This window comes from Shewanella sp. 0m-6 (genome assembly GCF_052977325.1).
On record NZ_JBRIMD010000003.1, the window covers coordinates 188,773 to 203,102 of the forward strand.

Below are 14,330 nucleotides of genomic sequence, written 5' to 3' on the forward strand. Positions count from 1 at the left end.
GTACGTGTTGATAATTAAAAGTGTATCCATATACACATAAACTCGTGCGGGCGACTCGAGGGAGACAATAAAATGAAGTTCCATGCTTGGTTGTTAGACCTAGACCTAGACCTAGATCGAGGCTTGCTAAAGGCCTGTTTATATGATGCTTGCTTATTCGATGCCCGTTTTTTCAAACAATGGGTAAATGGCTGCAATGGCTAATTCGCAATTAAAGCAGCAGATTCACGCTGAAGCTAAAACCCAAACAGTGCTGTCTGTTAACGACTTAGGCTGGCAACTGGATGGTAAAGCCATTTTGTCGGCAATCGACTTTAGCTTAGCTGAAGGTAAGATGCTGGGTATTATAGGGCCTAACGGCGCAGGGAAATCCAGTCTACTGCGCTGCTTATATCGCTTCATTAAGCCAACAACGGGTTGTATTAACTTGTTTGGGCAAGATATTAGCGCGCTATCGGCTAAAGCTTTTGCCCAGCAAATCGCCGTGGTACTGCAAGACACCCCCCATCATTTCGAGATGACCACTGCGCAACTTATCGGCCTAGGTTTAACGCCTCATAAAAGTGCCTTTGATTTTACTAGCCGCAGCGATCGCGTTGTGATCGCACAAGCACTTGAAAAAGTAGGTCTTGAAGATAAAGCCAATCAAGCCTATGAGAGCTTATCGGGCGGTGAAAAGCAGCGTGCCTTGATTGCTCGCGCCATTGCGCAGCGCCCTAAACTACTTATTCTCGATGAGCCGACAAATCACTTAGATATTCGTTATCAGATCCAAACCTTAGAGCTACTGCGCAGTCTCAATATCACCGTTATCACCTCTATTCATGATCTTAACCTTGCCAGTGCACTGTGTGATGAACTCCTCCTGCTTGATAAGGGCCGTGCTATAGCCAATGGTTCACCTAAGATGGTACTCACTGAGCAGCGCATCGCTGAAGTGTTTGATGTGTGCTGTGAAATCAAGCCTCATCCTCAGCATGGTAATCCGCTTATCTGTTATTTCTATGGTTACGAGGGCGTGTCGGCAAGTGGTGAGAAAACCGCCGCGGATATAAAGGCGTCAGTTCAAGCTGAAGCTTTCGTTCAAATAAAAGCGAGAGGTACAGATGTTTAAGGTGAGTAAGGCCTCAATCGCGAGTCTGCCGTTAGCCATTAATTGTCGTCGCCGAACTGAGCATCTCGTTCTGCTTATACTCACTTTGGTGGCGCTAATCACCCCATTTGCTGCCACCAGTTTTGGTGCTGCCAGTATTAGTACCTTAGATGTGCTAAATGTGTTTAGCCACAAGCTGTTTAGTATCGGCGATCCTGTTGGCGTAAAAGAGCGCATTATTTGGGAGCTACGTTTACCGCGAGTCTTATTAGCATTTATTGCTGGGGCTGGACTGTCGATAGCGGGCAGTGTGCTGCAAACTGTGACGCGAAATCCGCTGGCAGATCCTTATCTATTTGGGATCTCATCGGGCGCCTCTTTTGGCGCTGTAGTGGCGTTAACCCTCTTTAGCCAAAGCATGCTTTGGCTCAGTCTGCCGGTTGGCGCATTTATCGGTGCCAGCTTATCGGTATTGCTGGTATTGAGCTTATGTGGCCGTAACCTAAGCACCCAGGTTGAGCGCATGTTGCTTTCTGGCGTGGCAACCTCGTTTATGTTTGGCGCACTCGCCAGTTTGATGTTGTACTTTTCCAGTCCACAAGCTGCTGCATCGGTACTGTTTTGGACCTTAGGCAGCTTTGCTAAAGCCAGCTGGCAAGGCTTGTGGCTACCAGCTTCGGTGGTATTGCTATCTCTGCTAATTATCTTACTGAATAAGCGCCAAATAGTGGCGATGCGCGCCGGTGATGAAACCGCCCATACCCTAGGAATTAACGTCGCTCGTTTGCGTTTATCTATGCTGCTTATCTGCTCACTTATCACAGCTATATTAGTCGCTAATTGCGGTGGCATCGGCTTTATAGGCTTGATGGTGCCACATACGGTGCGCTTGCTTTTCCCTGGGCGATTCCCATTGCTATTAACGGCACTCGTCGGCGGATTATTTATGGTTTGGGTCGATGTATTAGCGCGAACCTTATTGAGTTATCAAGAGCTGCCAGTGGGGATTATTACCTCGGTGATGGGCAGTATTTTCTTTTTGTTTATTTTAGGCGGCCGTCGTGCCAAACGTATTTAACAATTAATGTTGAGTAAGCACCTAAGTTGAGTGGTCTAGGGGACTATACATGTTTGATATAAAACCAATAAATACTGAGTTCGATGCTGAGATTCAGCAAAAAATAGATACTAAAACTAAGCCCCTTGGCGCCTTGGGAGATTTAGAAACCTTAGCGTTACAGATTGCCCACGTATTAGGTAAAGACAAGCCGCAGATCTGCAATCCAAAGATGATGGTGTTTGCCGCAGATCACGGCATTGCTGATTCTGGCGTATCAATTGCACCAAGTGAAGTCACCACGCAGATGGTGATTAACTTTATCAAAGGTGGCGCAGCAATTAACGTGTTTACTCGTCAAGTGGGTTTTGACTTAGAGGTGATTGACTGCGGGATCTTAAAGCCGATTGAAAACCTAGAGGGTGTGATTAACCAACGTTTAGGTTCAGGTACAGGGCCTATTCATAAGCGCGCGGCGATGACTCTCGGTGCGGTAAAACAAGGCTTTAAGATGGCGACAGAGCGAGTCGAGTTCCACCATCAAAATGGTTGTAATTTGATAGCGCTTGGTGAGATGGGCATAGGTAATACCTCGTCTGCTGCTGCGATTATGGCGGCACTAACAGGCATGAAGGCTGAAGATTGTGTCGGCCGAGGTACAGGGATCGACGCGGCGACCTTTAAGCGTAAGAAGATGTTAGTCGAGCAAGCACTGCTTGTGCACCACAGTGAGCTTGACGAGCCTATGCAGGTACTGGCTTGTCTCGGCGGCTTTGAAATTGTGCAGATGACAGGTGCAATGCTGGCTGCAGCAGAGCGTAATATGCTCATTGTTGTTGACGGTTTTATTGCCAGTGCTGCGGCGCTCGTTGCGGTAAAGATTAATCCCAACGTGCGTGACTACATGATTTTTGCCCATCAGTCAGATGAGAAGGGTCACTTTTTAATGCTGGAGTTTCTGCAAGCTAAGCCTCTATTGAAGCTCGGCATGAAGCTCGGTGAAGGAACGGGCGCGGCATTAGCGTTACCGCTTATTCAAGCGGCGACCAACTTCTATAACGAAATGGCCAGCTTTGAAGATGCCGGCATAGAGATTTAGTTTTTAGAAAAGAAGGGGCTAGGTTCTAGGAAAAGAAAAATCTAGGTACTAGGGCGTTACAGTTAGCCTCTTTTGTAGGACCTAGGACCTAGGACCTAGGACCTGAAATCGGAGATTTACATGCAAGCTTGGCAAAAACAACTGAATCTATTTTTTATCGCGATGGGCTTTTTTACGCGTATTCCGATGCCGAAATGGATTGAGGTTGACGCAGATAAGCTAAATAAAGCCAGTCGATACTTCGGCTTGGTAGGTCTGCTGGTGGGCGTAATTAGTGCGCTGGTTTATAGCTTAATGCTGCACTGGGTATCGCCATCTGTTGCGATTGTGTTTGCCATGATAACCAGCGTGATAGTGACAGGGGGCTTTCATGAAGATGGTCTTGCCGATACGGCTGATGGCCTAGGTGGTGGCTGGACGGTAGAGGCCAAACTTAACATCATGAAAGACTCACGTCTGGGGAGTTATGGCGCGTTGGCTTTGGTGTTAGCATTATTGCTTAAATGGCAACTGCTGACAGAGCTTGCGCTGTTTGACCCCCGCAGTGTCAGTTTGGCATTGATAGTCGGGCATTGTCTAAGCCGCATTGTGGCCGCCAGTTTTATCTTTTCTGAGCAATATGTCAGTGACTCTGACACCAGTAAGAGCAAGCCGCTAGCCCAGCAGCAAGGCATTAATGAGTTATCGATATTGTTAGCAACTGGCGTATTGGCACTGTTGTTAGTCGGTGTTTTTCCTGCGCTCATTTTAATCGTGGGGCTTTTTCTGGTGCGATTTGGCTTTGTAAAACTGTTCAGAAAGCAGATCGGCGGCTATACCGGCGACACCTTAGGCGCAGCGCAGCAAGGTAGTGAACTGGCTTGTTATCTATTGTTACTCATCTTAGGAGTTAGCTGGTGATCCATCTGGTATTAGGCGGCGCCCGTAGTGGTAAAAGTGGCTTTGCTGAGTCGCAAGTAAAACAATTTTTAGCCGAGCAGAGTAAGAAACAGCAGGCAATAGATTGCTTGTACTTTGCAACGGCGCAGGCGTTAGACACTGAAATGGATGAGCGTATTTCTCATCATCAAACTCAGCGTGAGTCAGATACCATTCCATGGCGCACTATCGAATGTCCCCTCAAGTTAAGTGCTGGCTTAAAGGAGCATGCATCTGAAAATAGCATCATCTTAGTGGACTGTTTAACCTTATGGTTGACCAATCATTTATTAAAGCCTAGGGACGACTGGCTACAGGTGAAGGCGGAATTTTTGCACACTTTGACTATGCTGCCAGGCAGCGTGATTTTGGTCAGTAATGAGGTCGGTTGCGGCATCGTGCCGCTCGGCGAAATCAACCGCCGTTTTGTGGATGAAGCGGGCTGGCTGCATCAAGATATTGCTGCGGTTGCAGACAAGGTGACTTTGGTGACAGCAGGCTTACCGCTTAATTTGAAAGGTTAAAAAACAATCTCATGGCAACAATAAATAACACTGAGTTATATAAGGCTGAGCTAGATAAGACTCAGTTAGATAAGACACAGTTAGATAAAAATAAAGCCAAAGTGCTGATGATACAAGGCACCACATCCGATGCAGGTAAGAGCACTTTAGTGGCCGGCCTGTGTAGAATGTTTGTTAGACAAGGTGTGAAGGTTGCGCCGTTTAAGCCGCAAAACATGGCACTTAATAGCGCGGTCACAATAGATGGTGGTGAGATTGGTCGTGCGCAGGCACTACAAGCTGTGGCTTGTCTGCTTGAACCGCAAATTGACTTTAATCCTATTTTATTAAAACCCAGTTCAGATACTGGCTCGCAAGTCATCGTGCACGGTAAAGCCTTGATGCAGATGGAAGCTGAAGATTACTTTGGTAAAAATGCCGAGGGTTATCGAGTTAAGGCCATGGCGGCAGTGCTTGAGTCTTATCAGCGTTTAACATCTCAATACGACATGCTATTGGTAGAAGGAGCGGGCAGCCCTGCAGAGATCAATCTGCGTGAAGGCGATATTGCTAATATGGGCTTTGCGGAAGAGGTCGACTGCCCAGTCATTATCATCGCCGATATCGATAAAGGCGGCGTATTTGCCCATTTGGTGGGCACTTTAGCTTTACTCAGTGAGTCAGAGCAGGCGCGAGTTAAAGGTTTTGTCATTAACCGTTTTCGTGGTGATGTTAGCCTGTTGCAAGACGGCCTAGACTGGTTAGAAAGCTACACTAACAAACCTGTGCTTGGGGTCTTACCCTACTTACACGACCTGCACCTCGACGCCGAAGATGCACTCATTGCTGCGCCCGTAAAGAGCTGCGAAACTAAGCTTAAAGTATTAGTCTTAGTATTACCGCGCATTAGTAACCACACCGACTTTGATCCGTTAAGACTTAATCCACAAATCGATTTCAACTATGTGTCGTTGCAGACCCAAGCTGAAGCGAGCAGACATAACAGCCTGCAATCACTCCCAGCTGCGGATTTAATCATTATTCCGGGCAGTAAAAACGTGCGCGCCGATCTTGAGTTTATCCGTGAGCAGGGTTGGGACACAGCGATAGATAAACACTTACGCTATGGTGGCAAGGTGTTAGGGATCTGCGGTGGTTACCAGATCTTAGGGCAGGCGATCGACGATCCTGCAGGGATCGAAGATAATGCGGGCTGCAGCGAGGGCTTAGGTTTATTGCCATTAGTCACTGAGCTGACAGCCAACAAAGTATTGCAGCAAGTTGAGGGGAGTTTATCTTTGCTCGGTGAAACGGCTAGGGTACAGGGCTATGAAATTCATTGTGGCCGCTCACGATCGCTACTGCCATTAACTCAGCCGCTAGCACTCATGCCAAAAACAGAGGAATCCTCTGTTGATCAAACAGAAGCAAACAAGTGCGTGAGCCATGCCGAGGGCATGTTATCCAGTGATGGCCAAATTATGGGGACTTATCTGCACGGATTATTTGATTCGCCACAGGCGTGTCAGTTGCTCCTTAAATGGGCGGGTATGGAGCAGGCAGAGGTCATCGATGTGAATAAAGTGCGTGAACAGCAACTAGAGCGGCTCGCAGATGTGTTAGAGCAGCATTTAGATCTCGGTCGGCTTAATCAGATCTGGCAGGCAGTAGAGTGAAAAATAGCTGTGCTTGACTAAAAAATAGTAGATTTGTGTAAAAGTCAAACGATAGTTGAGTGCTTACTAAACAATTAAATTCTTATGAGCATTCATCATAATTCATTTGCTGAAATCCTCGCCAGTACTGGGATGCAGCCAAATTAAGTCAAAATAGGGACGTAACATGACAGACGCTAACGTTAATAATAGTGCCAATGAAAATAGTGCAAATGAAAATGAAGCCGAAAACGTAACCGCCGTCGAGAACAAGGCAAAGCGTCATAAAGCGCGTCAACAACGGATCAAAGAAGGCGTGGATGCCAAGATCGCGCGTGCCCAAGAAGAGAAAGGCATTCTGTTAGTGCTAACCGGTAATGGCAAAGGCAAATCCACTTCAGGTTTTGGCACTGTCGCTCGCGCAGTCGGTCATGGTAAGAAAGCTGCCGTAGTGCAGTTTATTAAAGGTAACTGGGATTGTGGTGAACGTACCTTGCTCGAAGGTGCAGGCGTCGATTTTCATGTGATGGGGACCGGTTTTACCTGGGAAACTCAAGACAGAGAAAAAGACACCGCAGCAGCGGTTAAAGCATGGGAAGCCACTGAGCAATTACTTAACGATCCAACGATCGATCTTGTGATGCTCGATGAGCTAACTTATATGATCAGTTATCACTATCTAGAAGTTGAGCGAGTGCTTGAGGCGCTGAAGAACCGTCCGCCAATGCAACATGTGATAGTAACAGGCAGAGCGTGTCACCGCGCGATAATCGAGCTGGCTGATACCGTTAGCGAGGTGCAACCCATAAAGCATGCGTTTGATAATGGTATTAAAGCCCAGCCCGGCTTCGACTACTAAATTTCTTCCTGCTAGCTTCTGTAGCGTTATTGTCTGCGCTTTCTCACCCAATCACTTGAGCCTTCAGCGGTTTTTGGGTGAAAAGTGCGTATGCTCATAGGCTGAGAAAGCTTGACGGCTTAGCCACAACTTCGAATGCTGTGAAATATCACGATTAGCTTTGTTACGGCTGCAACCGTTTGAAATTACTTTCTTCGCTTTCTTTGTTGTGGCGTTATTGTTGGTGCGGGTAGAGTTTAGAAGCGAGCTTACTCAATCAACCGGCTCTTAGAGTGAGTCGTATGGTCGGGGGCTGGATCTTTATTCTGTTGGTGTTATAGCGGGACGAAGTTCGCTCTAGCCGCGAAGCGTTCTCGAAGTGAGCTTGCGAACGCTCTAGGAAAGTGAGAGGAACATGCCGAAATTAGAACTAAAAAGGATTTTAATGAACAAAATTACCAGATTATTTATGTTGCTGACGGCTTGCGCCTTACCGTCGGCTTTTGTGTTTGCAGATATCGCAGCGCCCGCTAAACGTATTGTCGCGCTGTCGCCACATTCGGTTGAAATGCTGTATGCCATTGGGGCTGGGGAGTCTATTGTGGCGACAACTGAGCATGCGGATTTTCCTAATGCTGCGCTGCAAATTCCGCGTATTGGCGGCTATTACGGTATTCAAATTGAGCGGCTGTTGGAGCTAGAGCCCGACTTGGTGGTGGTATGGGGCAGTGGCAATAAGGCTGAAGATATAACGCGTATCAAAGAGTTGGGCTTTCAGGTGTTTGATAGCAACCCGAGTACACTCGAAGCGGTGGCCGACGAGCTTGTCTCTCTTGGAGAGCTAACGGGGCATCAAGCAAAAGCTGCAAAGGTGGCTGCTGATTATCGCCAGCAACTTAGTCTGCTACGCAGTGAAAACAGTGCTAAATCTGAGGTCAGTGTTTTTTATCAGTTATGGTCGACTCCACTGATGACTGTCGCCAAAAACAGCTGGATCCAACAGATCATCAGTGTCTGCCATGGCAAAAATGTATTTGTCGATGCAGCCAACGACTACCCACAAGTCAGTCTAGAAACCGTAGTGCTAAAACAGCCTGAGGTTATCCTGCAAAGCCAAGATGAAGGCAATATCATCGGCGTGGACTGGAATGCGTGGGCTGAGATCCCAGCCGTTAAGAATAAGCACATCTATCAGCTCAACGCCGACCTTTTGCACCGCGCTGCACCAAGAGCGCTACTTGGCGTAGAAGCCCTATGTGTTGCGTTAGATAACGCCCGTTAAAAATCAGTAACTCAATTTGCAAGCCTATTCGATTTAGGCTTGCCGCAGGCCGTAAAGTCATCCTCAACCTTATATTGCTATAAGAAATATAAGGTTATAGTTGTCAATCAAAGTCATGTTATTCGGTTATTTGTGATGTCGGTCTCATTTATTTTTAATGTCGAACTCTACCATATTAACTTAGCTAGGCGTATATCACTTAGATTGGGTGCATATCCCGAGTTAAAACCTATCAAAACTCACTAAGTACTAGATTACACCAAGAAAAATCACCTTACAGCTAGTCATATTTTTATTGATGACCGATACTAGAGGTTGTATCGCCAATTCACATTATTGCATTGGTTATTGAGTAGGCTATTTCAACTGGGGTTGCACAGTTAACGCTAACCCTTGAATACTCAACGTTTAAATGCAAATTAATTACTTGATTGTTAAAGGATATAATATGGAAAACCCAGTAAATACCATGCTAACTAAAGGCTGGAAATGGTTTGTCATTGTTGGCGTGGTTGTTACCCTTGCCGGCTTTTTTGCTATAAGCCTACCCGTTGCTGCAGGAATGACGATTACCACGATAATTGGCGCAATCTTTTTGGTTATTGGTCTGGTTCAGCTTTACCACACCTTGAGTTTTCCAACATGGAAAGCCAAGTTTTGGTATGTCATTAGCGCACTGTTTTATCTTATAGGCGGCATACTTATTCTCGCTGAGCCTTTTGTAGGCCTATTTACCATTACAGTAATGATGATCACTATTATGCTGTTTAACGGGGTGACTAGGATGTTTTTTGGCTTCAACAGCCGTAACAACCTAGATGGATGGCGCTGGATAGTGTTCAGTGGATTGCTATCAACTGCTATTGCGGTTTACTTTTTTACTTTAATGAACAACCCTGAATTTTCACTATCTATTTTAGGGATTTTCATTGGTGTCTCTTTCATCTTTGAAGGGATCAGTTTTATCTTCATTGGGGTACAGATGAAAAAGGTCGTAGCAAAATAATCATCTAAGCCTACATGTTGTTAGCACAGCTAGATATCTGCTAGCTGTGCTGTTCCTGTCTTTACCTCTGCCTCAACCTTTGTCTTTATCAAACTTTACCAGCCGACCCATTTTATGTTTTAGTGCTGATTCAATATAGCTGTAAAAGGGTGCTGCTCGTTAACGGCTAACTACAACAATAAGAAAGGAATTCACCATGACAACTCTACTCATCTGCCTATTTATCGCGATGTTGCTACCTTATGCCGCAAAAGGTCCTGTTGCGGTGGCAATGGCTAAACTGGGGGGGTACGACAATAGTCACCCGCGCGAACAACAATCTAAACTCACAGGTTTTGGCGCTAGAGCGGTTGCAGGGCATCAAAATGCCTTTGAATCTCTACTGATTTTTGGATTAGCCGTACTGGCGGTGATCGCCACGGATAAAGTGAATACTATCGCTGAAACCGCGGCTATCGTGCATGTCATCGCACGTATAACTTATCAAGTTTTGTACCTTATGGATAAAGGTACACTGCGATCGTTATCTTGGTTTGTCGCTGTTTTTGCCTCGTTCACCGTGTTTTGGCAGGCGGTTTAAAAGAAGGTTCTAGGCCCTAGGAAAAGCAGGTCGTAGGAAGAGCTAAGACGGTAAGAGCCGAACGGCCTACGGCTTAGTGAACGTGCCTGCGTCACTACAGAACGCTCCGCTTACGAATAGGCAAAGAAAGGTACCAGGTCCTAGGAAGAGCAAGAAAAGCAGTGTTTGTTGTAGGTCGGGCTTGAGCTTTTCCTAGTAGGGCGAAGCCCGTCCTCGTAGCGAAGCGTCCTAGGAGCTAGGTCCTTATTTTTAAGCTGAGACGGTACGGCTGTAGCTTGTTCGTCAGGTCAGAGCTATTACATCTATGACCGCTCGTCTTTGCTCTATTTGGCTGTTAACCGACTCAGCACTTTCCTACTCTTTAGCGTCTTAGCTTGCTTCATCTTTACTTATACCGTCTCAGCTTTACCCATTTCGGACACTTTCCTCGTATCGGACATCTCATTCTGCAAAGCGGACACTTTTAATCTGTGTCCGCGGACACTTGTGCGGCTATTTGCATCTGAAAATAGATTAAGATTATGTTTATTAGTGCTTTATTGTTTATGGCACGCAGATTGTATTAATAGACCTATCGAAAGCGATGAATGCTTAGAACGGACACTTTAGGGAAAGCAGATGATTCAGGATACCAGCGGACAAGACACGATTAAGCAGCCAAGCAAGGCCAGTAAATTTAAGCGTCCGTTGATGTTTGGTATTGCGGCATTACTTGTTTCAGGTCTGGTTTGGTCGAGCATGGGTAGCGACTCAGTTGCTACATCGATTAAACGCTCTGAACTGCGTTTTGCTACATTGGAACGTGGCACTCTGGTTCGTGATATTCCTACCACGGGCAAGATTGTTGCTGCTAATGCTCCTGTTCTGTATAGCCCTGAGCAAGGTTCAGTGACGTTAATCGCCAAGCCCGGTGACAAGGTTGTTCAAGGTGAGGTAGTCGCAACTATTGAGAGCCATAGACTCACTAACAGTTTAAAGCAGCAGCAAGCTGTACTTGAGGGAATGCAAAGCTCACTAGAGCGCGCTCGTCTAGAGGCTCGTCGTCAACAACTAAAAGCGCAGCAAACGCTGGATATGGCCAAGGTAGATTTAGCGGCTGCTGATCGCGAAAGCCGCCGTGGCGACCAGCTAATTGAGTCAAAGTTGATCAGTAGAATCGATTTTGAAAAGAGTAAAGATGATCTGCATAAGGCCAAGCTGCTGTTTGCTCATGCGGGTCAAGAAGCGCAGTTAATGAAAGACACCTTAACTTTCGAGCTTAAGAACACGTCACTAGAGGTGGACCGTCAAGCTTTGGTGGTTAAGGAGCTTGAACGTCAAGTTGTAGCGCTTGATATCACAGCGCCCGTTGGCGGCATTATTGGTAACTGGCTGACAGAGCAAAAAGCGCGTATTGGTCAGAGCCAACCCATTCTTACTGTCGTTGATTTAAGTGCCTTTGAAGCCGAATTAGCCGTGCCAGAGTCTTATGCCGACGAACTGGGGATAGGTATGGCAGTCGAGCTGAGCTTTGGCTCTGTGACGGTAATGGGCGAGCTGTCTTCTATCTCTCCTGAAGTGCGTAACCGTGAGGTGACGGCAAGAGTACGATTTGAGCAAAACGATAATTTACAATTGCGTCAAAACCAACGTTTATCAGCAAGAGTGCTACTTGAGCATCGTCCTGATGTATTGATGGTCAAGCGCGGAGCGTTTGTTAATAGCGGTGGCGGGCAGCAAGTGTATGTGATGCATGATGATATAGCGGAGCAAACCCCGATCCAATTGGGTGCACGTAGCATGAGTCATATTGAAGTGATTCAAGGCGGGCAGGTTGGCGATATTTGGGTGACCTCAAGCGTTGAGCCGTTTAATCAAGCCGCGCAAGTATTGGTCCGCTAGTCGAATAAGGAAGCAGGCAATGAATCAGGTAATAAACACAATAGTGAACAGAGTTAAGCAAATGAATCTGCAGCAAGCCATTACCGCAGCGGTATTAATGTTACTGGTCGTCGCGGTACAAGTCTCTACGGATAGAGCGGGTGACTGGATGTTTATTGGTTTGAATTTGATTGAAATTGGCTGTGATAACCCATTGAATTTAAGCGACGTATCAGATGTCACAGTAGATGTAACCGTCGGTGATACGGAGTTTGTGCAGCAGATAGTGACGAGGGTGCTCGAAAGTATCATTACAGGGCTGACTCAGTAGGTTTGAACAGATTTCAGATAGATTTGATAAACAGAATTAAAGGAATATAACCATGTTATCGATGAACAAGATTAGCAAAGTATTTAAAACGGATTTAGTTGAAACTCACGCACTACGAGACTTTAACTTAGAGGTTAATGAGGGCGAATTTGTTGCGGTCACGGGACCGTCGGGTTCAGGAAAAACCACTTTTTTGAACATTGCCGGCTTACTCGAAGGCTTTACCCATGGTGACTATTTTCTCGATGGGGTGAATATCTCAAATTTAAGTGATAACAAGAGTGCGGCTATCCGTAATGAGAAAATCGGCTTTATCTTTCAGGGATTTAATCTTATCTCTGATCTAAACCTCGCCGAGAATGTTGAGGTGCCACTGCGTTACCGTGGTTTTAACGCCAAAGAACGTAAAATTCGTGTGGAACGTGCGCTTGAACAAGTCGGGCTAGCAGCGCGAATGAAGCACCTACCAACACAACTTTCAGGTGGTCAGCAGCAGCGAGTGGCGATAGCTAGAGCCTTGGCAGGCGAGCCGCGCTTTCTGTTAGCGGATGAGCCAACGGGTAACTTAGACAGCCTAATGGCCCGCCAAGTGATGGAGCTGCTAGAAGATATTAATAAGGCGGGTACCACTATTATCATGGTGACTCACGATGCTGAGCTTGCGCGTCGAGCGCAACGTAATATTCAGATTGTCGACGGACAAGTGTGCGATTTCACTATGTATCAAGCTGGTTCGTCTGATCAAAAAGTACAGTCTATCGCCGATGCGGCATCGGTTGCTTAATCAACGGCTAAGGAGAGCATGATGTTTTTTTATTACCTTGATTTAGCTTGGCGCAGTATCAAGAAGACGCCATTTTTATCTTTGCTGATGGTCCTCGCCATCTCTATTGGTATTGGTATCACTATCACTACGTTGAATATCTATAAAATGGCCTCAGTTAATCCGGCTGGCGAGCGTTCATCACAGCTGTTTTCGGTGCGTTTGATGAGTCAAAATATTGATACTTGGGAAGAGATCAACGAGCAAATCACCTATCAAGATGGCTTCAACTTAAGAGAAAGTGGGGTACCGGTTCGCCAAGCCGCGATGTTTCGCACCGGTCTTGCAGTGCAGACTGATGATGAGAATTTCTCGCCGATGCTTGAAGGGGTTCGCGTAACCGACGGTGATTTCTTTGAACTGTTTGATGTGCCATTTATTTATGGCGGTGTGTGGGATAAGCAGGTCGATAGTGAAGGTGGCTACAAGGTGGTCATTAACCAAGAGGTTAATCAAAAAGCCTTCGGTGGGGGAAACAGTGTTGGTAAAACTTTACTACTCAATCGTAAGCCATATCAAGTGGTGGGGGTGATTGAAAACTGGAACCCAAATCCAAAGTATTACGATATTAATAATGGCGCCTTTAATGATTCTGAGCAGATCTATGTGCCGTTTTCTTTAGCGCCTATTGAAGAGTTTGAAAGCTGGGGGAATAACAACAGCTGGCGTCATGAAAATATCCAGAGTTATAGCGATAGGCTTAATTCAGAAATGCACTGGCTGCAGTACTGGGTAGAGCTTGATACTCCCGCATTGCAGCAAGAGTATCTGCAGTGGCTGTCTGCCTATGTTGAGCAGCAAAAGCAGCTCGGCCGTTTTGAGCGCCCCGATGCCAGAGGTGAGATCTCTGATGTTGAAACTTGGCTGAACGTCAACAAGGTGGTTCCAGAAGATAATAAGATTTTGGTGGGGTTAAGTGCACTGTTTTTGATTGTCTGTTTGGTCAATATGCTTGGGCTGTTACTGGCTAAGTTTTTAAAGCGTGCCCCTGAAGTTGGGGTGAGACGTGCCATTGGTGCCAGTCGTATGCAGATCTTCTCTCAACACATAGTCGAAGTGGGCTTAATTGGTTTTTGTGGTGGCGCCTTAGGGCTACTTTGGGCTTGGACTGCACTGCATTTCTTATCATCTAAGTTTGAGCTTGAGGCATCGCTGGCTCAGCTGGATCAAAGCATGTGGTTTATTGCGCCGACTATTGCTGTGAGCGCTACCATTGTAGCCGGGATTTATCCCGCGTGGCGCATCTGCAGCACCAACCCAAGTGTCTACTTAAAGAGTCAATGAT

The 14,330-nt window shown here is 46.3% G+C and carries 14 protein-coding genes; all 14 read left to right on the forward strand.

What is annotated here, in order from left to right:
• The first annotated feature begins 196 nt into the window (after positions 1–196).
• The 14 genes from ACVBJC_RS03560 (at position 197) to ACVBJC_RS03625 (ending at position 14,329) form a co-directional block, all read left to right on the forward strand.
• The gene (locus ACVBJC_RS03560; RefSeq protein ID WP_447159505.1) at positions 197–1,114 is read left to right on the forward strand and encodes an ABC transporter ATP-binding protein; all 918 of its coding nucleotides are present in this window, start codon (positions 197–199) and stop codon (positions 1,112–1,114) included.
• On the forward strand, positions 1,107–2,171 hold the full coding sequence (locus ACVBJC_RS03565; protein WP_447159506.1) for a FecCD family ABC transporter permease: 1,065 nt from the start codon (positions 1,107–1,109) through the stop codon (positions 2,169–2,171). The genes ACVBJC_RS03560 and ACVBJC_RS03565 overlap by 8 nt, the downstream gene beginning before the upstream one ends.
• 49 nt (positions 2,172–2,220) lie before the next feature.
• On the forward strand, positions 2,221–3,249 hold the full coding sequence (gene cobT, locus ACVBJC_RS03570) for a nicotinate-nucleotide--dimethylbenzimidazole phosphoribosyltransferase (protein WP_447159507.1): 1,029 nt from the start codon (positions 2,221–2,223) through the stop codon (positions 3,247–3,249).
• Between the two features lie 120 nt (positions 3,250–3,369).
• A complete protein-coding gene (locus ACVBJC_RS03575) occupies positions 3,370–4,149 on the forward strand; it encodes an adenosylcobinamide-GDP ribazoletransferase (protein WP_447159508.1) in 780 nt (259 codons plus the stop codon).
• Positions 4,146–4,691, forward strand: a complete 546-nt coding sequence (gene cobU / locus ACVBJC_RS03580; protein ID WP_447159509.1) for a bifunctional adenosylcobinamide kinase/adenosylcobinamide-phosphate guanylyltransferase — start codon at positions 4,146–4,148, stop codon at positions 4,689–4,691. Before ACVBJC_RS03575 ends, cobU begins: the two co-directional genes overlap by 4 nt.
• Positions 4,692–4,798: 107 nt before the next feature.
• Positions 4,799–6,346 (forward strand): cobyric acid synthase, encoded by a 1,548-nt coding sequence (locus ACVBJC_RS03585; RefSeq protein WP_447159580.1) that lies wholly within the window; start codon positions 4,799–4,801, stop codon positions 6,344–6,346.
• 166 nt (positions 6,347–6,512) lie between these two features.
• The gene (gene cobO, locus ACVBJC_RS03590; RefSeq protein WP_447159510.1) at positions 6,513–7,184 is read left to right on the forward strand and encodes a cob(I)yrinic acid a,c-diamide adenosyltransferase; all 672 of its coding nucleotides are present in this window, start codon (positions 6,513–6,515) and stop codon (positions 7,182–7,184) included.
• Positions 7,185–7,632: 448 nt separating this feature from the next.
• Positions 7,633–8,445: a cobalamin-binding protein gene (locus tag ACVBJC_RS03595; protein ID WP_447159581.1), complete on the forward strand. Its 813-nt coding sequence runs from the start codon at positions 7,633–7,635 to the stop codon at positions 8,443–8,445.
• Positions 8,446–8,893: 448 nt separating this feature from the next.
• A complete protein-coding gene (locus ACVBJC_RS03600) occupies positions 8,894–9,451 on the forward strand; it encodes an HdeD family acid-resistance protein (RefSeq protein WP_447159511.1) in 558 nt (185 codons plus the stop codon).
• Between the two features lie 196 nt (positions 9,452–9,647).
• Positions 9,648–10,031, forward strand: coding sequence for an MAPEG family protein (locus ACVBJC_RS03605; RefSeq protein WP_447159512.1), 384 nt, complete (start codon positions 9,648–9,650; stop codon positions 10,029–10,031).
• 618 nt (positions 10,032–10,649) lie between these two features.
• Positions 10,650–11,912, forward strand: coding sequence for an efflux RND transporter periplasmic adaptor subunit (locus tag ACVBJC_RS03610; RefSeq protein ID WP_447159513.1), 1,263 nt, complete (start codon positions 10,650–10,652; stop codon positions 11,910–11,912).
• A 19-nt stretch (positions 11,913–11,931) separates the two neighbouring features.
• Positions 11,932–12,222, forward strand: coding sequence for a hypothetical protein (locus ACVBJC_RS03615; protein ID WP_447159514.1), 291 nt, complete (start codon positions 11,932–11,934; stop codon positions 12,220–12,222).
• A 52-nt stretch (positions 12,223–12,274) separates the two neighbouring features.
• Positions 12,275–13,006 carry an ABC transporter ATP-binding protein gene (locus ACVBJC_RS03620; RefSeq protein WP_447159515.1) on the forward strand — a complete coding sequence of 244 codons (732 nt, stop codon included), beginning with the start codon at positions 12,275–12,277 and terminating at the stop codon, positions 13,004–13,006.
• A 21-nt stretch (positions 13,007–13,027) separates the two neighbouring features.
• Positions 13,028–14,329: an ABC transporter permease gene (locus ACVBJC_RS03625; protein WP_447159516.1), complete on the forward strand. Its 1,302-nt coding sequence runs from the start codon at positions 13,028–13,030 to the stop codon at positions 14,327–14,329.
• The last annotated feature ends 1 nt before the right edge of the window (position 14,330 follow it).